20 protein-coding genes and 1 pseudogene are annotated in these 19,337 nt (G+C 59.5%); 12 read left to right on the top strand and 9 right to left on the bottom strand.

The features are described from left to right. The 3 genes from ACGYLQ_RS08785 (at window position 1) to ACGYLQ_RS08775 (ending at window position 3,496) form a co-directional block, all read left to right on the top strand. The gene (locus tag ACGYLQ_RS08785) at window positions 1-1,335 is read left to right on the top strand and encodes a lactate racemase domain-containing protein (protein WP_394442172.1); all 1,335 of its coding nucleotides are present in this window, start codon (window positions 1-3) and stop codon (window positions 1,333-1,335) included. After that, window positions 1,335-2,516, top strand: a complete 1,182-nt coding sequence (locus ACGYLQ_RS08780; RefSeq protein WP_394442169.1) for a LarC family nickel insertion protein — start codon at window positions 1,335-1,337, stop codon at window positions 2,514-2,516. Before ACGYLQ_RS08785 ends, ACGYLQ_RS08780 begins: the two co-directional genes overlap by 1 nt. A gap of 71 nt (window positions 2,517-2,587) precedes the next feature. After that, complete coding sequence (locus tag ACGYLQ_RS08775) at window positions 2,588-3,496, top strand: LysR family transcriptional regulator (RefSeq protein ID WP_394442166.1); 909 nt, start codon at window positions 2,588-2,590, stop codon at window positions 3,494-3,496. Here ACGYLQ_RS08775 and ACGYLQ_RS08770 read toward each other — a convergent pair whose 3' ends face one another. Continuing rightward, complete coding sequence (locus tag ACGYLQ_RS08770; protein ID WP_394442163.1) at window positions 3,497-4,222, bottom strand: SDR family NAD(P)-dependent oxidoreductase; 726 nt, start codon at window positions 4,220-4,222, stop codon at window positions 3,497-3,499. Between the two features lie 87 nt (window positions 4,223-4,309). Between ACGYLQ_RS08770 and ACGYLQ_RS08765 the strand changes: the two genes are divergently transcribed. The 3 genes from ACGYLQ_RS08765 to ACGYLQ_RS08755 are packed head-to-tail and all read left to right on the top strand — an operon-like array spanning window position 4,310 to window position 6,222. Further along, a complete protein-coding gene (locus ACGYLQ_RS08765; RefSeq protein ID WP_394442160.1) occupies window positions 4,310-5,173 on the top strand; it encodes a 3-hydroxyacyl-CoA dehydrogenase NAD-binding domain-containing protein in 864 nt (287 codons plus the stop codon). A gap of 24 nt (window positions 5,174-5,197) precedes the next feature. After that, window positions 5,198-6,025 carry a 3-keto-5-aminohexanoate cleavage protein gene (locus tag ACGYLQ_RS08760; protein ID WP_394442157.1) on the top strand — a complete coding sequence of 276 codons (828 nt, stop codon included), beginning with the start codon at window positions 5,198-5,200 and terminating at the stop codon, window positions 6,023-6,025. A 38-nt stretch (window positions 6,026-6,063) separates the two neighbouring features. Beyond that, the gene (locus ACGYLQ_RS08755; protein ID WP_073037890.1) at window positions 6,064-6,222 is read left to right on the top strand and encodes a peptidase M23; all 159 of its coding nucleotides are present in this window, start codon (window positions 6,064-6,066) and stop codon (window positions 6,220-6,222) included. A gap of 14 nt (window positions 6,223-6,236) precedes the next feature. On the opposite strand, the gene ACGYLQ_RS08750 is transcribed toward ACGYLQ_RS08755, so the two are convergent. Both ACGYLQ_RS08750 and ACGYLQ_RS08745 read right to left on the bottom strand, forming a co-directional pair. Then, the gene (locus ACGYLQ_RS08750) at window positions 6,237-6,815 is read right to left on the bottom strand and encodes a DUF1190 domain-containing protein (protein ID WP_067267677.1); all 579 of its coding nucleotides are present in this window, start codon (window positions 6,813-6,815) and stop codon (window positions 6,237-6,239) included. A gap of 39 nt (window positions 6,816-6,854) precedes the next feature. Continuing rightward, complete coding sequence (locus ACGYLQ_RS08745) at window positions 6,855-8,081, bottom strand: glutathionylspermidine synthase family protein (protein ID WP_394442155.1); 1,227 nt, start codon at window positions 8,079-8,081, stop codon at window positions 6,855-6,857. 317 nt (window positions 8,082-8,398) lie between these two features. Here ACGYLQ_RS08745 and ACGYLQ_RS08740 point away from each other — a divergent pair, with 317 nt between their 5' ends. Then, window positions 8,399-8,683, top strand: coding sequence for a hypothetical protein (locus ACGYLQ_RS08740; protein ID WP_394415047.1), 285 nt, complete (start codon window positions 8,399-8,401; stop codon window positions 8,681-8,683). Window positions 8,684-8,767: 84 nt separating this feature from the next. Further along, window positions 8,768-9,253: a type II toxin-antitoxin system VapC family toxin gene (locus tag ACGYLQ_RS08735; protein WP_394442152.1), complete on the top strand. Its 486-nt coding sequence runs from the start codon at window positions 8,768-8,770 to the stop codon at window positions 9,251-9,253. Between the two features lie 849 nt (window positions 9,254-10,102). On the opposite strand, the gene ACGYLQ_RS08730 is transcribed toward ACGYLQ_RS08735, so the two are convergent. Continuing rightward, window positions 10,103-10,303: a hypothetical protein gene (locus ACGYLQ_RS08730; RefSeq protein WP_394415053.1), complete on the bottom strand. Its 201-nt coding sequence runs from the start codon at window positions 10,301-10,303 to the stop codon at window positions 10,103-10,105. A 116-nt stretch (window positions 10,304-10,419) separates the two neighbouring features. On the opposite strand from ACGYLQ_RS08730, the gene ACGYLQ_RS08725 reads away from it, so the two are divergent. Continuing rightward, complete coding sequence (locus ACGYLQ_RS08725) at window positions 10,420-10,899, top strand: hypothetical protein (protein ID WP_394415056.1); 480 nt, start codon at window positions 10,420-10,422, stop codon at window positions 10,897-10,899. 414 nt (window positions 10,900-11,313) lie between these two features. On the opposite strand, the gene ACGYLQ_RS08720 is transcribed toward ACGYLQ_RS08725, so the two are convergent. Continuing rightward, the gene (locus ACGYLQ_RS08720) at window positions 11,314-11,997 is read right to left on the bottom strand and encodes an IS6 family transposase (RefSeq protein ID WP_394415059.1); all 684 of its coding nucleotides are present in this window, start codon (window positions 11,995-11,997) and stop codon (window positions 11,314-11,316) included. A gap of 255 nt (window positions 11,998-12,252) precedes the next feature. On the opposite strand from ACGYLQ_RS08720, the gene ACGYLQ_RS08715 reads away from it, so the two are divergent. Both ACGYLQ_RS08715 and ACGYLQ_RS08710 read left to right on the top strand, forming a co-directional pair. Further along, window positions 12,253-13,347 carry a Fic family protein gene (locus ACGYLQ_RS08715; RefSeq protein WP_394442148.1) on the top strand — a complete coding sequence of 365 codons (1,095 nt, stop codon included), beginning with the start codon at window positions 12,253-12,255 and terminating at the stop codon, window positions 13,345-13,347. Between the two features lie 113 nt (window positions 13,348-13,460). Further along, window positions 13,461-14,171, top strand: a pseudogene (locus ACGYLQ_RS08710) (IS6 family transposase). A gap of 67 nt (window positions 14,172-14,238) precedes the next feature. On the opposite strand, the gene ACGYLQ_RS08705 reads toward ACGYLQ_RS08710, so the two are convergent. From ACGYLQ_RS08705 to ACGYLQ_RS08690, 4 genes are all read right to left on the bottom strand, one after another. After that, window positions 14,239-14,742 (bottom strand): RidA family protein, encoded by a 504-nt coding sequence (locus ACGYLQ_RS08705; RefSeq protein ID WP_394415303.1) that lies wholly within the window; start codon window positions 14,740-14,742, stop codon window positions 14,239-14,241. Further along, window positions 14,739-15,269: a c-type cytochrome gene (locus ACGYLQ_RS08700; protein ID WP_394442146.1), complete on the bottom strand. Its 531-nt coding sequence runs from the start codon at window positions 15,267-15,269 to the stop codon at window positions 14,739-14,741. The genes ACGYLQ_RS08705 and ACGYLQ_RS08700 overlap by 4 nt, the downstream gene beginning before the upstream one ends. A gap of 4 nt (window positions 15,270-15,273) precedes the next feature. Beyond that, the gene (locus ACGYLQ_RS08695) at window positions 15,274-16,845 is read right to left on the bottom strand and encodes an NAD(P)/FAD-dependent oxidoreductase (RefSeq protein ID WP_394442143.1); all 1,572 of its coding nucleotides are present in this window, start codon (window positions 16,843-16,845) and stop codon (window positions 15,274-15,276) included. A 579-nt stretch (window positions 16,846-17,424) separates the two neighbouring features. Further along, window positions 17,425-17,994 carry a hypothetical protein gene (locus ACGYLQ_RS08690; RefSeq protein ID WP_394442140.1) on the bottom strand — a complete coding sequence of 190 codons (570 nt, stop codon included), beginning with the start codon at window positions 17,992-17,994 and terminating at the stop codon, window positions 17,425-17,427. Window positions 17,995-19,116: 1,122 nt separating this feature from the next. Here ACGYLQ_RS08690 and ACGYLQ_RS08685 point away from each other — a divergent pair. Continuing rightward, on the top strand, window positions 19,117-19,337 hold a 221-nt coding region (locus ACGYLQ_RS08685; protein WP_394442137.1), incomplete at its 3' end, for a transposase.

Raw genomic sequence — 19,337 nt, 5'->3', positions numbered from 1 at the left:
ATGTCGAAGGGGACAGCGCAGATGAAACCGAACTATGTGAAACTGGTCGAGGATACGCCGCTGCCGCGCATGGCGCTTTGCCGTCAGACCTTTGCCGCAACCCAGATCGACGACCCGCGCGCCGCCGTGGCAGAGGCGATGCAGGCCGATTGCGCGGGCAAGATCAAACCGGGCATGTCCATCGCCATCACCGCGGGCAGCCGCGGGCTGGCGAACCTGCCGGAACTGCTGGCCGCCATCGTGGCCGAGGTCCGCGCGCGCGGGGCGCATCCCTTTGTCGTGCCCGCCATGGGCAGCCACGGCGGCGCCACCGCAGAGGGGCAAACCGCGCTGCTGGCGAAACTGGGCGTGACCGAAGAGAGCCTCGGTTGCGAAATCCGCTCTTCGATGGAGACCGATGAGATCGGCGTGCTCGACAACGGCATGTCGGTGCGGATGGACCGCCATGCCAATGCCGCCGATGGGATCATCCTGTTCAACCGGATCAAGCCGCATACCTCTTTCCGCGCGCCGAACGAAAGCGGGCTGGCCAAAATGCTCTCGATCGGGTTGGGCAAGCAATCGGGGGCCGAAACCTGCCATTCGCGCGGCATCGATAACGTCGGCATCTTCGTGGCCAAAATGGCGCGGATGAAGCTGGAACGTTGCAAGGTGCTGTTCGGCATTGGCACGATTGAGAATGCCTATGACGAACTCTCGCAGGTGGTCGCGCTCGACAGTGACGGGATGCTGGAGGCCGAAGCGCCCTATCTGCAAGAGGCGATGCGCAACATGCCCCGTCTGCCGCTGGGGCCGCTGGACGCGCCTTCGGCCTCGGGCGATCTGGATGTGCTGGTGGTGGATGAGATCGGCAAGGAGTTCTCAGGCACCGGGATGGACCCCAATATCACCCATCGGTTTTCGAGCGAGAAGATGCAGGTCCATCTGCATATCTCGCGGCTGGTGGCGCTTGGCCTTTCGCCGCGCAGCAACGGCAATGGCAATGGCGCGGCGCGGGCGGATGTGATCACGCAGCGGTTGGAGCAGGATTTCGACCGCGAGGCGGTCTATGCCAATGCCATCACCTCGCAGGTGTTGAAACAGTCGAAAATTCCGATGGTCATGCCCTGCGACCGCACCGCGATCCAGACGGCGGTCAAGACCTGCGGGGCCGAGGATATCACCAAGGTCCGGCTGCTGCGTATCCCCAACACGCTGAAGCTTGAGTATCTCTATGCTTCCGAGGCGATGCTGCCGGAACTGCGCGACCGTCCGGGGCTGGAGGTGATTGGCGATCTGCAAGAGATGCAGTTCAACGACGGCCTGCTGCGCAACCCTTGGCCGGAGGGGCATTGATGCGGGGGCAGGGGCTTCACCTACACCTCGATCCCGTTGGCGGGGCGGCGGGGGATATGTTCATCGCCGCGATGTTGCATGCCTTCCCCGATCTGGCCGAGCGCGCCTTGGCCGATGTCGCCGCCGTCCTCCCCGCCGAGGTGGGCCATGCGGAACTGAGCGAACATGTCGCCTCGGGCATTACCTCGCGGCGGTTTGAGCTGGTGCTGACAGCACCCGACGCCGGCAGGCGGCACGGTGCCGAAACGACCTATCGCGCCATGCGCAATTTGCTGGAAAACGCAGCGCTGTCAGAGGGCACGGCGGAGGCCGCCTGCGCCATCCTTCACCGGATCGCCGAGGCCGAAGCGCAGGTCCATGACATCCCCATCGACCGGGTGCATTTCCACGAGATCGCGGATTGGGACGCGCTGATGGATGTGACCGCCGCAGGCAGCATCTGCGCCACGCTGGCGGGGGCGACATTCTCGCTTGCGCCGCTGCCGCTCGGCGGCGGGCTGGTGGAAACGGCGCATGGCAAACTGCCCGTTCCCGCGCCCGCCACGGCGCTGATCTTGCAAGGCTATGATTGGCATGACGACGGCGTGCCGGGCGAGCGGGTGACACCCACGGGGGCAGCGATCCTTGCCCATCTTACCTCCGGTAGCCCTATCGCCAGCCGTCCACCGGGGCGGCTGCGCTGCACCGGCTCGGGCGCGGGGATGCGGGTGATGAAAGGCCTGCCGAATATCCTCCGCGTGAGCGTCTTTGACACCGCCACGGCGGGCATCGCGCAGGACAGTCTCGTGCAATTCGCCTGCGATATTGACGACATGACAGGCGAAGAACTGGGCGCGGCGGTGGATCGGTTGCGCTGCATGGAGGGCGTGGTCGATCTCATGATGCTCAGCGGGCAGGGCAAGAAATCCCGCCCCGTCACGCGGCTTGAGTTGCTGGTCCAGCCGCAAGAGGCTGACGCGGTCGCCGCGCGGGTCTTCGATCTGACCTCGACCCTCGGCCTCCGCCGCACTTTGGTCGACCGGCTGATCCTCCCACGGGAAAACGATGACAGCGGGCCGCTTCGGCGCAAGCGCGCACGGCGCCCCGGTGGGCATGAGACGGTTAAGGTCGAAAGCGACGATCTGGCCGATGCCGAGACCCTGCACGCCCGCCGCAGCCGCGCCCGCGCGGCGGAGGGGTAGGGGCCGGTGATCTAACTTGCTTATCACCGGCCCGCGTGTGAAAACCCTCTGACGTCAGTTCAGGGGGCCGCATGGAAACGCCACTCACCGCCACGTTGCGCCAGTATGAGGTCTTCGTCGCCATCGCGGAAACGCTGCATTTCGGTCAAGCGGCAGCCGCGCTCGGCGTGGCGCAACCGGCGCTGACGCAGCAGCTGAAACATCTTGAAACTGCCTTTGGCGGTGAGCTTCTCTTTGACCGCAACCGCCGCAGGGTGATGCTGACGGACTTCGGCAAGTCGCTCCTGCCCGAGGCCCGTGCCCTGCTGCAACAGGCCCGGCGGGTCGAGGCATTGGCCGAAGCGGCGCGCAGCGGCCAGCGCGGGCGGATCGAATTGGCCTATGTCGGCTCGGCCTCCTACGCCGGGATCCTCGGGCGGCTCCTGCGCGAATTGCGCGCGGGCGCGGCAGAGGTGGATCTGATCCTGCGCGAGTTGGACATGGACCTGCAAATCGCCGAGATCGTGGCGGGCAGGCTCGACGCGGGTTTCGTGCGCCTGCCGCTTTCCGGCGTGCCAGAGGATTTGGCCACGCGCACCGTCCATACCGAGGATATTCTGCTGGCCGTCCCACCCGACCACCGTCTTGCCGGGGTGCCTTCGGTTTCCATGGCAACGCTGCGCGAGGAGAGTTTCATATTCAGCCATCTCGGCCCCGATATGGGTTTCGCGGCCTGCGCCTATCAACTCTGCGCCGATGCCGGTTTCGCCCCCCGCGTGGCCCATCGCGCACCGCAGTTCACCGCCATTGTAAACTTCGTCTCGGCGGGTCTGGGGGTGGCTTTCGTCCCCGCCTCCGCCGCGCGGATGAAGGATGCGGGCGTGTCCTTTCTGCCGATCCGTGACGCCAAGGTGCAAAGCCGGATCGGGCTGGCCTATCTGCGCGATGCGCGCAATCCGGTTCTGCGCAGGTTGCTTGCGGCCCTCGCCCCCGAGGGCTGATTACCCGACCGCCGTGCCACCACAGACAAAGACCGTCTGCCCGGTGATAAAGCCGCTGCGCGGATCGGCAAAGAAGGACACCGCCTGCGCCACATCTTGAGGCGTTCCCATCCGGCCCACCGGCACCGCATCGACGATGGCGCGGGTTTCCGGCGCGTCTTCGGGGTTGTTCTCCCAAAAGGCGGTGGTGGCGATGGGGCCGGGGGCGACGCAGTTCACGGTGATCCCGTCGCACGCCAGCTCCAACGCCCAAGTCCGTGCCATCGACTGGATCGCGCCCTTGCTCGCGGAATAGAGCGTGCGGTCGATCTTGCCCTTGGTGACGCGGCTGGTGTTCATCACGATCCGCCCAGCCCCCGCCGCGCGCATCCCCGGCACGACCAGTTTCGCCGCCAAAATACTGGGCCGCAGGTTCAGATGCATGATGGAGTCGAAATCGTCGAGGTCGACAGCGTCGAAAGACGCAGGTTTCACGATGCCGACGTTATTGACCAGACAGGTGACCGGCCCCTGCGCGAGGATGTGTTGGAGGGCAGCCGTGGTCGCCGCGATGTCCGTCAGATCTACGCGCTGCGCGTCGGCCTGAAGTGCTGGGTCTTCGGGCTCTTCGATATCGAGGACGAAGACACGCCAGCCATCTTCACGCAGCCTGCGCGCGATGCCGAGGCCGATGTTGCGCGCCCCGCCGGTGACGAGCGCATGGCGCGGAGAGGGGTCTTGGGTCACGGGGCGGTATCCTTTTTCCTATTCGCTGTTTACTTATCACTACGCGCTGGTGATAAGTAAACAACTGATATCCGGGAGGGGGATTACATGGCCAAAGGCATCATCATCGTGGGGGCGGGCACGATGGGCCAATCCATCGGCAGGCTCTTTGGCCAGCACGGCTGGAGGGTCCAAGCGGTCGACCCGACCGAGGCCGCGCGGGAGGCATTTTTGGCCACGGTGCCGGGGGCGACCGCTTGCGCTGCGTTGGAGGGGGCAGGGCAGGCCGATCTCGCGCTGGAATGCGTGCCGGAAGACCTCGCGCTGAAACGCCGCGTGCTCGCCGCCTTGGAGGGGGCCGTGCCAGAGGGCGCGCCGATCTTGTCCAACACCTCTGGCCTGACGTTGGAAGAGATGACGGCGGATATGGCCCGGCCCGAACGCGCCGTGATCACGCATTTCTTCAACCCCGGCGATGTGATCCCCGCCGTCGAAGTCGTCGCAGCTGAAGACGCGCCCGAAGGGCTTTGCGCCGAGGTCATGACCCTGCTGCGCGGGTTGGAGCGGCGGCCCGTGCGGCTCGATCACGCGCCGCCCGGTTTCGTGGCCAATCGCATTCAACATGCCATCATGCGCGAATGTCTGCATTTGGTGGACCAAGGGGTCGCCAGCCCGGCGGAGATCGACGAGATCGTGCAATGGTCCGTCGGCGTGCGCATGGCGCTTTCCGGCCCGTTCCGCCAGCGCGATCTGAACGGGTTGGGCACCCATCTGAGCATCGCCGCATACCTCTACCCGGACCTTTGCGACCGGCACGACCCTTCGCCCAGCCTCACCGCATTGGTCGAGCGGGGGCATCTTGGCAAACGCAGCGGCAAGGGGTTCTACGACTGGCCCGTGGGGGAGAGCTCGGGCCCGACGGAGGAAGCCCTCCGCCGTGTCATCGCCCTTGCCCGCGACAGCGCCGATTGATTTTCCAGAAAGCCGAGGACACCCATGACCGATAACCCAGCCATCATCTGCGTGGCCATCACCGGTTCGCTGCCGACCAAAGCCGACAACCCGGCGGTGCCGATCGACATCAGCGAACAGATCGAAAGCACCCATGCCGCCTTTGAGGCCGGGGCGACGATCTGCCATGCCCATGTGCGCACCGCCGATGGCACCCCCACGGCGGACCCCGACCGTTTTGCGCGGCTGCAAGAAGGGCTGCGGGAACATTGCCCCGGCATGATCGTGCAATTCTCGACCGGTGGGCGTTCGGGCGCGGGCAAGAACCGGGGCGGGATGTTGCCGCTGCGGCCCGACATGGCCTCGCTTTCGGTGGGGTCGAACAACTTTCCCAACCGCGTCTATGAGAACCCGCCCGAGCTTGTCGATTGGCTGGCGGAAGAGATGATGACCTATAGCGTGCTGCCCGAGATCGAAGTCTTTGATCTCAGCCACATCCTACAGGCCAAGGCGATGGCCGAGGCGGGCAAGATCCCGGCCCGGCCCTATATTCAATTTGTCATGGGCGTGAAAAACGCCATGCCAGCGGATCGGGAGGTTTTTGATTTCTATATCAAAACCGTCAAACGGCTCTTCGGCGATATCCCGTGGTGCGCCGCCGGGATCGGGCGGCATCAGGCCGAGTTGAACGCATGGTGCGCCGCCGCGGGGGGCCATCTGCGCACGGGGCTGGAGGATAACATCCGGCTGGACAAACAGACCCTCGCCCCCTCTAATGCCGCCCTCGTGACCCGCGCGGCCGATATCTGCGCCAAGGCCGGTCGCCCTGTCGCCACCCCGCAGCAGGCGCGCCAGATTCTGGGGCTGGCCTGAGGCCGCCCGGTCCACCGTGATAGATCAAGGAGATTGAGATGAAGAAACTGACATTCGCCCTCGCCACCTTTGCCGCACCGCTGGCGGCGCATGAGGGCGCGCATGTGCACCCCCATGGCAACGATCCCTTCTGGGCGGTGGCGATGCTGTCGCTGGCGATCGTGATCCTTGCCGCGGCGGTGCTGCGCCGCAAGTAGGGCGTCAGCGCCGATCAGCCACCAAAGCCGCGCGATCCGCCCGCCCGGCCAAAGCCGCCGCGCGATGCGGCGGTGGCGCGGGTCATCGGTGTTTTGCCGATGGTGGTGCTGGGGCGGGTGAATTGCGATGTGCTGAGCTTGGCCGCACCGCGATTTGTCGAATAGGTGCTGGAGCGCGCGGCATTGGTGAAGCGCCCATCGGAGGTTTTGTAAAGCGGCTGCGCCGCCGCCATGCCGGCGCGGTTGCTCATCATATTGCCGATCAGATAGCCCGCCAGCAGGGGCATGAAGATGCCACCCGATCCGCCTTGGGTCGCTGCCTCTTCCGAGCCGCAGGCGCCTTCGCCATGCTGCTCTTCGCAGACCTCAAGACTGTCGTAGCGCGGGGCGGATTCCACATGAAGGGTTTGCGCCGCGTCAAAGGCGGTTTCGCATTCCTGTTCGCTGTACATACCGCCACGGGCGGCGTCGGCAAGACAGCTTTGCAGGTCGGGGAAGGCGGCGGCGTCGACCTTTTCCTCCTCACAGCCGGCAAGGGTGAAGGCGGCGGCGCCGACGATGGCGATGGAAACCCGTTTCGAGCGTTTGGTCATGATGGTTGTCTTTCTGCCAAGGGGCGGCGGAGCGGTGGGCTATGCCAGAATGTAGTGCGGTTTGAAGCGTGACAAATCCTGCGTGATGCGCGATCGGTCTTCGCGGATGCCGATGCCCGCGCAGGTCTCGCCCACGATCCAAGAGCCGATCACCGGGCGGAAGCCGTCGAAGGTGGGCAGCGGGGCATAGGCCTGCACGATGCGCGGATGCTCGGCGTAATCAGAGTTTTGCGACTGTTCGATCACCTTGCCGGACTGGTGGATCGTGACCGACGCCCCCTCGCGCGAAAGGATCGGCTTGCGCACATGCGCCTCGGCCAGTTCCGCCGCCGCCCGGTCAAAAGCGTCGGCGCAGGCGGGGGCGGCGGGGCCGCGCCCGGCGAGCGCATCGGCCACATCAGCCTCGAAAAACGCGGGCAGCAGATTGGGGTGGCCTTCGAACATCTGCCATAGCACCGGCAGAAGGCCCTTGTTGGACAAAAGCGCTTTCCACGCAGGCTCAAGAAACAGACAGCCCGAGCCTTGGATATGGGCGGCGTAGTCGTCGCGCAGCAGGTCTTCCCAAGGGTAGAGTTTGAACAGGACGGCAATGCGGCGGTCTTGATCATCAAGGAAGTGGCCATCGTCGCTCAGCCCGATCGTTTCGAGATCGCAGTAATGCGCGCCCAGCCCCGCCTCGCGGGCGGCCCAGCCCATGGCTTCGACGGTGCCGTAGTCTTCGGGGTTGTCGGCCACGGCGGTGAAATGCAGATCGCTGTCCTGCTCGAAGACATCGCCAAAACGGGCGACCAGCGCCTCATGAATGCCGTTGACCTGATCCGTGCCCTCGGGCAACAGGCCTGCTTTCAACTGGTCCTCAAGCCACTGCCACTGAAAGGCCGCGCTTTCGTAAAGCGATGTCGGCGTGTCGGCGTTATATTCCAACAGTTTGGCCGGGCTTGTGCCGTCATAGGCCAGATCGAAACGGCCATAGATCTCAGGATCGCCCCGGCGCCAGCTCTCGGCCACAAGATCGCGGTGGGCATCTGGAATGGCGAGCCGGGACATCAACTCTTCGCTGGCGATGATCTCGGCCACGGCCTCGCGGCACATGGCGTGAAGCTCGGTCGAAGGGTCTTCGATGTCATTCTCGATCTGGGTGAGGGAGAACGCATAGGCCGAGGTTTCGTCCCAATAGGGTTCGCCATGCATATCGGCAAAGGTAAAGCCCACCTCTTGCGCATGGGCGCGCCAGTCGGGTCTTTCGGGCAATGTGATCTTTTGCAACGGTTCGCTCCCCCGGTTTCGCCTTTGCTTTTAATCGGCTTTGGGCCAAGCGGCCAGAGGGGGCGGCGGTTGGACGCGGCTGTGCTGCTACACGCATTTCGTGTTGGTAAGTTTAGACAGTGCGTAAGACATCGCCTGGCGGCACCTTCCCGATACGGGCGATGAACCACTGCAAATACCCTTCGAGATACTTTGACACCGGTCCCCTGAATGGCATCGCCTTCACCTCAGGAGCGCGTCCAGGTTGCCGAAAACGATGCCATGTTTGACAAATCGCAAAGAATGTAATACATCCAAGAGGGATAGGAGAATGAGCCATGGCACCGCAATCCGCAGAAGCGACCGACACTCCGATTAGGCACCGCCTCGCAATGGTCTTGGAGAGCATGCGTGAGCTTCACCTGCTGGAGCGCAAGTCGGAGACCGTGACCGCACGGATCAACCCAGAACTGCTCCGGCTTGCCAAGGAACGAGCAGGGGTAGAAGCCAACAGTGCCCTCGTCGAGCTTGCCATCGCCAACCTCGCGGCCGAAGACGGCTTCCCGGGGGCATTCACCCGCGCGCGAGGACGCGTCCCCGCGGACATCGATCTCAGCATCTGATCGAGCGGCTCATTGAATATTCGAAAGGTTCTTCGCGCGACCCGCGCTGCGCGCAAGACACGCTCGCTCCCCACCCGGACTGACTTGGATCTCCTCTTCATGGAGGGCCTGCCTGTGGCCGGAGGCGCCATCATGCTGGATGCATGCGTCTATATCGATCAGCTCCAAGGCAAGCTACCTGTCGCTGTCGAGGCGCGCATCACAGCCCGCAGCATTTTCCACTCAAGCGTTGCGCTCTCGGAAATATGTTTCCCCTTCGGTCGCCTCAATCCAGCCGATCCGCGCACATCTTCGGCCCTTGCAACCATCGAGGCCTTGATCGACGCTATTCCTCAACGCCGCATTCTGCCTGTGTCTCCCACGGCACAAGCCCGGGGTGCCATCCTGGCAGGGGTCATGGCCAGGGAGCTGGGTTTCGATGAAGGTCAGAGACGCAAGTGCTTGATGGATGCCATGCTTGCCGCCCACTCAGTCGAAGAGCAACTCACGCTCGTCACGCGAAACGTCGCTGACTTCGATCGGCTGAGCCAGCTTGAACCAAAGCTCAAGGTCGTCTTCTACCGGCACTGACCTTGTCATCGTGGTGGTCTGCCCGGGTTACTGAAAACCAGGACACATCCGCCCGGAACCCCGGCGGATAAGTGCGGGCCCAAGAGCCCGCACTGCGCTCGATCAAGCCTCTGCGCGACTATTCCGCCGTCGGGTCGGATGGATCTTCGTAGTAGCCCTCCGGGATGATCAATCGGCTCAGATCAGCAGCAAGTGGCATTGCATCCTCAGCGCTTCCGAAAGTTTCAAACGACGTGGGCCCTTCCAAGTTGACCACCCAGTCAGGCGATGTCCCACGCGCTGTCTAAACTTACCAACACGAAATGCGGACACTGCTATACTTTTTGGACCCTTGGACATTGGCGGGGTCTCAATGGCACGGCTATCGGTAGATGCGTGTGTCAATGATAGCCATTGAGTGACCAACTGCTCGTCTACCTCTCAACGCTCGCGATCGTCTCTTCCGGTATTGTTTGCAACGCTGTGACTTTGCGCGGACCATCTGATATGATCTCCATGCTCGTACGAGCACCTTAAGCGCTACAACGATGAGATCCCGAAGACCCAGTGGCTGCACATCCATTTGTAGGGAGGTAAACGACGATGGACTCCGCATCTAAGGTTCTTGAAACTGTGAATGCTCCGTACAGTGCGAACCTTTCCGCATATCAGCTTGCCTACGCAATCTCGGATTTTAACGCAGGTGAGGCCGCGATGGGCCCCGCTTTCTCCTTCTTCTCTGAAGTCCCTCTCGAACTTCAGATGTCATTTGTTGCAGAGTTGAACCTCCCGCACCACAAAGTACAGCAAGTCGCTAAGCACTTTCAGTCGCTTTGCCCGTTTCCTTTGGCATACGCTACGGTCACCCTCTCAACACTTAATGCGAGCGATAGGGATCCCAGCTTCTCCGAGTAAGTGGTACGGGGCATTTCGAACCGCTGCATTGACGTCAATTGTTCTTTTTGGCTTTTTTCGCGTGAGCCATAGAGCGAGCAAGCTCGCCACGATGATCCCTGAGCTGATGGAGATCAGCGAGATTTCAGCAAGCAGGATTGATGAGATGCTATCCATTAATTCCTCCTTCAGAGAGGACTCTCATTTTGACGATAGGCTCTGACGTAGACCTTAGCATAGGTTGCGGATACGCGGGCACGAAAGACAGACAGAGTGATGGGGGTGCGGCATTGATGACCGGGACGAAGGTCGACATTCCGATCATGTCAGCGGTGTCGAACATGCAGGGCAACACCCCGTTGGAAGAGGCCATGCAACAGGCGATGGACGTGCTGGGCGGCGTGCCTTTCGACGATGCTGATAGTGCCTATGCCGCGCGCATTCAGGCCACGCTCAGCGATGAGGACATCAATGCCGAGTACCGCCAGAACGGACTGGCGCCGCGCAAGGATTCATCGTTGTGCGACTACATCGTGCCGCCGCAGTCGCGCGGGCCGGCGATGATGGGGTCAACGGATGTGGCCGACGTGTCTTGGGCCGTGCCCACGGTGCAGGCGCGGGTCGCCACCCATGCCATCGGCACGCCCGGTCATTCGTGGCAGATCACGGCGCAGGGCAAGGCCGGGGCGGCGCATAAGGGCCGGAGCGAAAAAATGCGCTCTGGCTCACTCTTTTGCATGTTCATCAAATCTGGTCGGAAAAAAGGTTTGTGAACACCGTCATATGGTAGGAACCTTGGCCTGGCCGGGAACAGGGAACACGTTCTGATCATTATCGACAGCCTTGTTTGCCTGTGCGTGACATGGCGCGCATGTTCACAAATCTCTTCTTTCATCAGTACACGATAAGGCTCGCGGATCATCCATCTGATGAACAACGCCGACCAGGTGCGTGACATCTTTTATGCAAGAGAGTTGGCCCGTGCCACATAGAACAATTGGCCAGGCGTTCATCTCAACCAAAACCACAGGCAGAGCAATATTCACGGTGAATATGGGTGGGCTTAACCTTGGCCGGAGCCTCAGGCGGAGCGTTATTCACGGTGAATATGGATAGGTCTAACCTTCGCCGGAGGGTTCCGTCGCAAACTTTCCGGCAGCATGAAGGGGGCCGACCGGCGGACATGATTATGCCGCGATCTTCGCGAATGTCTGGAAGGCGGTGGCGCCATCGGCGGGGATCTGCCCCTTTCGGATCATGTGGGCGGTCTCGATCCCTGCGATGGTGGCTGCGGCCGAGTGGAAAGCCTTGAAGCCCATCATCGGGCGGGTGATCCGCTTGATGAAGCGGTGGTCCTGTTCAAGGATATTATTGAGATATTTGATCTGCCGGATCTCGATTGTGCGGCCTTCGCCGGTGAATTTAAGGATCACGTTGACCGCCTGCAGGCCAGCCAAGTTGGCACCGCTTTTGTCGATGACGACCCGATCTGGCACGCCGTTGGCGGCAATCGCTCGCTTGAAGAAGCGCCGGGCGGCGGACAGATTTCGGCGTTCTGACAGCAGGAAATCAAGGGTTTGACCGTCGCGATCGACGGCGCGATAGAGAAAGGTCCATTTGCCCTTAACTTTGATGTACGTCTCGTCCATCCGCCAAGAGGGGGCGGTCGGCCGTTTCCTCGTTTGCGCCCGGGCTGCGATCAGCGATGCGAACTTTACCACCCAGCGGTTCAGCGTGGCATGATCAACCTTCACCCCGCGCTCGGCCATGATCTCTTCAAGGTCCCGGTAGGAAACGGCGAAACGAACATAGAAGAAGACCGCGTGCAGGATCACCGATTTCGGGTAATGCACGCCCTTGAACTCGATCACGTCAACTGCCTTTCACCAACTCCCTGACAACGCTGACATACCCGAGTAAAAGAGGGAAACGGAAACTTTGCGACACTACCGTTTCTATGGCCGGTTGAGCGGACAGGCCGCGTGAAGCAATGCGCAAGCACCAGCGGTCCAAGTTCCAGGCGGGGCATGCGGAGATTGCCGTCTGTATTCTCCGCAGGTTTTGCGGCGGTTATTGTTGTCTTGCGGAGAAAAAGCGGTATAATATCCGCAAAGAGTGCGTAATATATGACCTACATCCACGAACTCCCTGATTGGCCGCAGTTTATCTGGGATAAGGCCAAGCTGTCTTCACAACTTGCCGCGGTCCGTCACCGTCAAGGCAAGCTTTTGGGGCGCATGGAGGGTCTGGGCTTTGATCTTCGCAACGAGGCAATGCTGCGCACTCTTACCAGTGATGTCGTGAAAAGCAGCGAGATCGAGGGGGAGATGCTCGACAAGGATCAGGTGCGCTCGTCCATCGCGAAGCGGCTCGGGCTCGAAATTGGTGGACTGATCCCGTCTGATCGCCATGTTGATGGTGTCGTGGAGATGATGTTGGACGCGACCCAAGCGTATGACCAGCCGCTGGATGCTGAGCGCCTGTTCGGCTGGCATGCAGCTCTCTTTCCGACCGGGCGAAGCGGAATGACCCGGATCAGGGTGGGAAATTGGCGTGACGGTCCGATGGAGGTTGTATCAGGACCCTATGGCCGCGAACGCGTGCATTTTGAGGGGCCTGCGGCCAACCGACTGGAAGCGGAGATGGCGCGGTTTTTGGAATGGTTTGACCAGCCCCCCGAAACAGATCCCGTCATACGTACCGCCATCGCTCATCTGTGGTTTGTCACCATCCACCCCTTCGATGATGGCAATGGGCGCATTGCGCGCGCGATCGCAGACATGGCCTTGGCGCGATCGGAAGGCAGCGCCCAGCGGTTCTACAGCATGTCGACGCAAATTCGGCAGGAGCGGAGCGACTATTACGACATGCTCGAGAAAACGCAGAAAGGCGGGCTTGATGTCACGGCGTGGCTCGTTTGGTTCCTTGCTTGCCTGGACCGCGCATTCGATGGTGCAGAAATCATTCTTGAGGCTGTGTTCCAGAAGGCGCGGTTCTGGGAGACATACGGAGCGGCCAACATAAACGACCGCCAACGGGACATGCTCAACCGCCTGCTGGATGGGTTCGAAGGCAAACTCACGACGTCGAAATATGCAAAGATCGAAAAGTGTTCGCAGGACACAGCATATCGCGACATCCTCGATCTGATCGACTTGGGCGCCTTGGAGAAAGACGAGGCTGGTGGACGCAGCACCAGCTATTCCCTGACGGCGACGTAAAGAGGCTTGTCACACGCGAAGCCCGAAACGCGGACTCCAAGGAAGTGTCAGCCAAGTACCGGTGAGGGCATTGCCAGCTTGCTGCCACACCTTGGTACGACTAGCGTTTTGTCATGAGAATACCATCTGAGTTGCCGCGCCTGAAGGGCTATCGTTTCCCCCGTGAAGTCGTGGCCTATGCGGTCTGGGTCTATCACCGCTTCGCGCTCAGCACGGCGGATGTCGAGGACCTGCTGGCTGAACGCGGTGTAACCGTCAGCCGGGAAACCGTGCGCAAATGGGTGAATCGATTTGGCCGGCATTTCGCCGATTGCATCAAGCGTGACCGACCCACCGCTGCAGACAAATGGCACCTAGACGAAGTCGTCGTTCCGATCAACGGCGTGAAGCAGTGGCTGTGGCGAGCGGTGGATGCAAACGGGGACGTGCTGGATATCCTTGTGCAGCCGCGCTGAAATGCCAAAGCCGCCAAGCGTTTCCTTGCTAGGTTGATTGCCCGGTTTGGCAAGCCTCGTGTCGTCGTGACTGACAAATTGCGCAGTTACATCAAACCGATCCGGGCTCTTGCGCCTGAAGCTGATCATCGGGCACACAAAGGGCTCAACAATCGCATCGAGGGGTCGCATCGGCCGACCCGCAAACGGGAGAAGGTCATGGGCCGGTTCAAATCGATCCGACAGACGCAAAGGTTCCTCGCGGCCCACGATCAAATCAACACAATATTCAGACCCCGCCGCTACCGCCTTTCCACCGTCTCATACCGCCACGCAAGGTCAGATGCCTTCGACCTGTGGCACGGTTATGCGCTCAAAATGACAGCCTGAAGAAATCACACTCGGCGAACTTCACAGGTCAGTGTCGCTAAGTTGGCAATGCCGGTACAACTGATATTCAATCCTGTCTTACCGCCACTACCTCAATCTCTACCAGCCATGCGGGGTTTGCCAATCCTGCGACCTCAAAGACCGACCGAGTTGGGAGCTCAGGTTGTTCTTCGGTACCAAAGTACTGAGTGTAACCCTCCATAAAACCTTGGAAATCCATCCCGTCGCTACCCTCTGGAGCAACAAGATAGGCCTGCATTTTGATGACGTCCCCCATGTCAAGATTGAGCCCGGCAAGCTTTTTCTCAATTGAAGCGAGCACACTGGCGGTTTGGGTTGCCGTATCGCCGAAGTATTCGGGTGAACCCTTCTCGGCCGCCTCATCGGCGACCGTCGGCACGGTGCCACTGAGGTAAACCAAGGTTGCATCCGCGGGCACTTCAACGGCCTGCAAGATCGGGAAGTCTGAATCCGGCAAACCGTGGCGAACAACTTCCGAGCTTTGAGCGTATACGCTCGTGGTCATAAGTGCTGCGACAGCGGCGAGGGGGGCGATAAATTTGCGGATCATTCGTGTTCCTCCGTGTTCTGATCTACGGGTTCGGCCGGCCGGGCGTCGGCCACGGCGTCGAGCGTACCATCGGCCTCATAGTCGTTGCCGAGGTTCGTCTGAATATAGTCTGTGATAGCCAATACTTGTTGGTCATCGAGAAAATGCCCAAGGCTTGGCATTGCAGCCTGGCCGTTGATGATGATGTAGGTCGCATACCCGGCATATTCGAGGTTGGGGTTGCCTCTAAGAGCTGGGTACTTCCCAGCCCCAATGGCCCCCGACCCGTCAGCCATATGACAGCCGGAGCAGAGCGTTTGATACAACTCTTCGCCATCTTCGCTGACATATTCTTCTACCCATTCACCGCCATCCGCCATAGCGGTTATGTCACGCTCTTGTGGACGGGCTTCGCCCTCGGGAGAGGTCTCGCCGGTTTCAGGCGCCGTGGCTTGCGCGGGGCGCGTGTTTGCGTCGTTGTCTTGGGCATAGAGCGGCAGAGCGCCGAGAATGCCTACGATCGTCGCTGAGAAAACTATCTGTCGCATGGCTTCACCCGTTGATTACTTTGTCATGGAGGCGCGAGATCGCATCAAGCGAGGAGAGGATCGCCCCTTCTTGCCACGCAGGCAGGTAAGAAAGGTGCTCGCCTGCGCAGACGACGCGATTGTCGATCTTGATGGCGTCCTCGTAATTGTCGCGATCTTCCCAAACGCCTGAGCACCCGAGAACCCATGGCACCTTGTGCCACACAACGCTTACACCGGTCTTAAACTCATCCCGATACTGAGGGTGGATTTTGGCACCCTGTCTTAGCGCCCATTCCAAGCGCTCGTCAGGCTGCATGGCATTGAACTTGTAGGAGTTCTCTCCGCGCCATGTATAACCGCCCAGCAACACGGCCGGCCCATCGGAGAAATAGCCGGTCGAAGGGTAGCTGATCTGACCGATGGCGAGATCGGTGTAGCTGATACCGCCGTAGATATCTTCGTCTTCTTCCCAAAAGCGGCGTTTGAATTCCAGGCCCCATTTCGTCGATCCGTTGTAGTACATCGAACTGATCGCATTGGACAAATCACCAGAAAGGTTGTGGTCGATCTGCCCGAGGATGGAGAAAGGAATGGTACAGACACAATAGTCCGCTTTGCTGGTCTGCTGGCCTCCACCGGCCGTGTCTTCCCATGTCACCGTTACCCCGCTCTCGTCCTGCTGTAGCGAGACGACTTTGGCGTTATAGGTAATAAGCTCTCCGACCTCGCGCTCGAACCCTTTGGCGATACCATCCATCCCGCCGACCGGCTGAAACATGGGTGCCTGGTGATCCACAGTTTCATGGGTGGCGAGATACTCCCAAAGGCGCGACTGCAGCACCTCCTGCGGGTTAAGCAAGTCCGAAGCTTCAGGCGCTGCCCCGACACCGCCGCCCGGCTGCTTTGCGTAGCCGCGATAATGGCTGGTGTCCAAGCTCTTCACGTATTCATTCTGTTCGTTCAACACGCCGAAAGCTCGCAGGCTTTCCAGTAGGACTTCTCGGTCTTGTGCGGTGACCAGTTCATCAAGTCTTCCCTGATTGACGGCCTTGGCCAACAACTCCGAGATATGGCCACGATAGTCGGTTTTGATGTCTTTCAGGCGCTGTGGCTTGCCACCATAGGCGTCCGATCGATGCAGATAGGAGTTATAGTTCAGCTGGATAAATGGCTCGAGAGGGACTTTGAGCCGCTTACAATAGTCTAAAACGGCATGGTGGTTATGCGGTAGCCGCCATGGGCCAGGGTTGATGTAATTGCCTTCAGCAAAATCGACGTTCTGGGTTGCGCCACCGAGTTCAGTGTACTCGTCACCCGAGCGCAGGGTCCAACATCGTCCGCCCGCCTTCTCACGGAACTCCAGCACTTCGACCTCATAGCCTGCTGCCCGCATTTCATAGGCGGCGGTAAGCCCGGCCAGGCCGGCGCCGAGAACCAGAACCTTCGCTCCCTGGGGATCTCCGTCTAATTTAATAGGTCCGCTATAATCAGAGGGTGCTGCAAAACCCATTGAAGTCATAGCATGATACATAGCGGCACTGCCTGCGGCAGTGCCGATCATCGTTAGAAGATTGCGGCGTGTGATTTCACTCATGGAGCCCCCCTCATCGTAAAAACGATAAGCGCTCTCGATCACTGCGACACGAGCGCGCTAGTTCACGGATTAAGTAATTCTATGGGGTCAACCGTTCGCAAAAGTGCAGGGTTCCAAGAAATCAGGTTTTCTTTTTTGGGGTGAACTAAAAGAGCGTTCCATCTGGTTTCCCAAGTGCACTTTGAGCGTGCCATGTCATGGATGATCGAAAGCGCTTTGACTGTCGAAGCGCGAGTCCCCTTTTAGAGCGGTGCGATTTCAATGAGGGCCAAGAAATCGCCGCTCGGCCAAAGAAAGATGCCGTTCCTTGTGGCGCAAAACATAAAACGGGCGCTGCGGTAGCTTGAAATCCATTAAAACCAGCCGGCTTGCCTTGACCGCCGGGGCGACCATGAGCCAACCGGGTTCCGGAGTCTGCCACTCACTTTCCGCTGTTATCTTATCCGTCTCATAGGTGCCAGATCAGCCGGGCGCCTATGAGACGGATAAAACCTTCCAAGGCTCTATCTGCCACTTATTAAATGTGAAGGATAGAATTTTGGGGCTGCAAAATTACAGCCCCAAAGAAAGGGCAATCAATCATTGCCCCCAGTTGTATGCGATTTCAACAAGGATTCGTCGTCCTGGACCGTAGTTTCTACCCCGAAAGTCTATAATCATTTCGTCACCGCGTGTATCAAAATGATTTTCATGCCTTGCTCCCAGAAGGGCTGTGGATTTGAGGTCAGCGAGGTAGGCTGTTAGCTCTTGCGCTGAATAGTGTTGTGAAGCGTCAAGATGGGCGCGGATTTGGCGGCCTAGAACCTCCTCGAGCGCATCTGTCTGACCGGTGGTGATTGCCTCAAGAGCCACCGTTTCCGGAACGTCTAGACCGCAAGCTATCTTAAGGAAGATATCCTGGAATCCAACTCCTGGCTTGAGCCAGATTGAATGGCGGTCGATTTCGTCTGTGGCTTTCTCAAAGCTTTCCGATACCATACCGAATAGCTCGAAGGTCGGATCGGCGTCGGGGTCGTCATACCCGTAATCAAACTCCTGGAAGCAGTGGTCTTTGACCACCTCAAACAGCGCTTCTGCCGTATAGTTTGGCGGGAGTGAGAAGTCGGCTTCGTCGAATAGAAGTCCCTTATTGCGTAGGTCGTTTCCCATATCGCTCTCCTTCATAATAATTATAGCTTGGAATTGTCAAACGCGATTGGCAGTGAATTTGTTCAATAGTTTTATGTGGATAACTTATATTTCACGATATAGAAGGCACTCGGATGCGGAATACCATGGCCTTGGCGTCTCTTAAGAACTGAAAAAATAGCTTCGCATTTCGCCGATTTAGTAGAAGAAATGGTACCCTTATCGCTATTTCTTTGCGGTCACGAATCCTTTCTGATAGGGTTTGTTGGGGCCCTCGCGCGATGATCTTATGCTTTGGCGGACGGGAGCTTTATGGTCTAATCGAAGCTCCTTTTTGGCCCTATGGAGGGGTAAGGGACACGTAAGTTGCTATAAATACGTGGAATTTTAGGACAAATGTGCGGTGAGGGGCTGCAATCTGATTAGCTAGGATACCTCAGGAAGTTCGTAGCCGTTCTGGCGGATATCCCCTTCTGATAAGGAGTTTCTAGCCTTTTTCAGCTACATATATCTGTTGTCTTGACCGGTTTTTGACCCGTTATTTAACTCTATACTCAGGTGGTGCAGGAGAGAATATTCTGGCGGTCGTCGGCATATGTTATTGGTTGTTTGACTATTTTGCTGCGAGGTTCTCACTATCTTTTCGATATGGAATTCAAGTCGTGACAAGAGTGGTATGCCGAACCGGCCTCCATCTGGACCGGGGTCCTTTGGTGCAGTTCAATCGGCTTCATGCATTCTCAATACGGTCTCGTGAGGCGCGCTCGGCGCCTGACCTACGTGATTGAGTTTGAGTGTTTCGGATCGATGGTTTGTGTCTCATATTGGCGCGAATGTATGCGAGAGCGAGAGGACTGACCCTCGCATATTGATACTGCACGTGAGGCTTCGTGCTTTAGCTTGGTGCGCCTATGATCTGGTCGCCGAGGGCGGTGAACGGCAGTTCTGGTGTTCCAGTGATCAAGGTGCACAGCATTTCGGCAGGTCCTGTCCCAGGGAGAGGTGTAACTTCTGGTAGCGCTTTTGGTGGCGTCCGCGCCCTTCATGAGGCGCCGTAGGACGTCATCAAAGGCGCGGTGGTCATCGGTGAATTTTCGGTAAGGTCGGGTTGCGAACATCAACCTGAACCGAAGGAAGACCCCGATGACCAAACCTATGATGGACCTGAAAGAGCTTGTCGAGAAGAGCGCGGATGCCGATCTTCTTCGAGATATGATCGGTTTTGCCGCCGAAAGGCTGATGGAATTGGAGGTTGGCGCAAAGACCGGTGCCGACTATCATCAGAAGACGCCGGAGCGGAAGGCGCAGAGAAACGGCTACCGCGAACGCGATTGGCAGACGCGGGCCGGGAACGTGGAACTGCG

This window comes from Sulfitobacter sp. 1A12779, from assembly GCF_043557315.1.
GTDB lineage: Bacteria > Pseudomonadota > Alphaproteobacteria > Rhodobacterales > Rhodobacteraceae > Sulfitobacter > Sulfitobacter faviae.
This window is presented reverse-complemented; position numbering and strand designations above follow the sequence as displayed.

What these genes read in the sequence shown, in the direction of transcription:
- ACGYLQ_RS08785 (WP_394442172.1), top strand. Translation starts at nt 1, where the DNA reads ATGTCGAAGGGGACAGCGCAGATGAAACCGAACTATGTGAAACTGGTC.
- ACGYLQ_RS08780 (WP_394442169.1), top strand. Translation starts at nt 1,335, where the DNA reads ATGCGGGGGCAGGGGCTTCACCTACACCTCGATCCCGTTGGCGGGGCG.
- ACGYLQ_RS08775 (WP_394442166.1), top strand. Translation starts at nt 2,588, where the DNA reads ATGGAAACGCCACTCACCGCCACGTTGCGCCAGTATGAGGTCTTCGTC.
- ACGYLQ_RS08765 (WP_394442160.1), top strand. Translation starts at nt 4,310, where the DNA reads ATGGCCAAAGGCATCATCATCGTGGGGGCGGGCACGATGGGCCAATCC.
- ACGYLQ_RS08760 (WP_394442157.1), top strand. Translation starts at nt 5,198, where the DNA reads ATGACCGATAACCCAGCCATCATCTGCGTGGCCATCACCGGTTCGCTG.
- ACGYLQ_RS08755 (WP_073037890.1), top strand. Translation starts at nt 6,064, where the DNA reads ATGAAGAAACTGACATTCGCCCTCGCCACCTTTGCCGCACCGCTGGCG.
- ACGYLQ_RS08750 (WP_067267677.1), bottom strand. Translation starts at nt 6,815, where the DNA reads ATGACCAAACGCTCGAAACGGGTTTCCATCGCCATCGTCGGCGCCGCC.
- ACGYLQ_RS08740 (WP_394415047.1), top strand. Translation starts at nt 8,399, where the DNA reads ATGGCACCGCAATCCGCAGAAGCGACCGACACTCCGATTAGGCACCGC.
- ACGYLQ_RS08730 (WP_394415053.1), bottom strand. Translation starts at nt 10,303, where the DNA reads ATGGATAGCATCTCATCAATCCTGCTTGCTGAAATCTCGCTGATCTCC.
- ACGYLQ_RS08725 (WP_394415056.1), top strand. Translation starts at nt 10,420, where the DNA reads ATGACCGGGACGAAGGTCGACATTCCGATCATGTCAGCGGTGTCGAAC.
- ACGYLQ_RS08715 (WP_394442148.1), top strand. Translation starts at nt 12,253, where the DNA reads ATGACCTACATCCACGAACTCCCTGATTGGCCGCAGTTTATCTGGGAT.
- ACGYLQ_RS08705 (WP_394415303.1), bottom strand. Translation starts at nt 14,742, where the DNA reads ATGATCCGCAAATTTATCGCCCCCCTCGCCGCTGTCGCAGCACTTATG.
- ACGYLQ_RS08700 (WP_394442146.1), bottom strand. Translation starts at nt 15,269, where the DNA reads ATGCGACAGATAGTTTTCTCAGCGACGATCGTAGGCATTCTCGGCGCT.
- ACGYLQ_RS08695 (WP_394442143.1), bottom strand. Translation starts at nt 16,845, where the DNA reads ATGAGTGAAATCACACGCCGCAATCTTCTAACGATGATCGGCACTGCC.
- ACGYLQ_RS08690 (WP_394442140.1), bottom strand. Translation starts at nt 17,994, where the DNA reads ATGGGAAACGACCTACGCAATAAGGGACTTCTATTCGACGAAGCCGAC.